Below are 335 nucleotides of genomic sequence, written 5' to 3'. Positions count from 1 at the left end.
GTAGAATCTGTATTAAAATTAAACCTTAAGAAAACAGTAGATTGATTGTGGAAAGCACTATTCTCTGAACTGGAAATCACAATTTCTTCCATGACCCATTTATCTTGGGTATCGCCATCATAAAGTTGCTCACCATCAGGCTGGAAGTTATTGTTTGTAGAGCTTTTTCCGGAATAGGTATTATTTTCGTTAGGGGCACCCGGTTTGGTATAGGTTCCACAAAGCGGTATCCATGTAGATCCGTTGTTAGAGGCTTCAATTTGTACGTAGTCAAAACTACGTTCTAGATCCCACTTGGCGTTATACTGTATTACGGTTTGTACTAGGCCACTAGT

The 335-nt window shown here is 39.4% G+C and carries 1 protein-coding gene; it reads right to left on the bottom strand.

Features of this window, described 5'->3' with window-relative positions; all coding sequences use genetic code 11:
- Positions 1-335: hypothetical protein (locus tag E1J38_RS15150; protein WP_186525884.1), on the bottom strand; the 335-nt coding region annotated here is incomplete at both ends.

Source organism: Seonamhaeicola sediminis (assembly GCF_004358095.2).
In the GTDB taxonomy this organism is placed as follows: domain Bacteria; phylum Bacteroidota; class Bacteroidia; order Flavobacteriales; family Flavobacteriaceae; genus Seonamhaeicola; species Seonamhaeicola sediminis.
The sequence above is the reverse complement of the archived record's forward strand: the minus strand, read 5'-3'. Positions and strand labels throughout refer to the sequence as shown.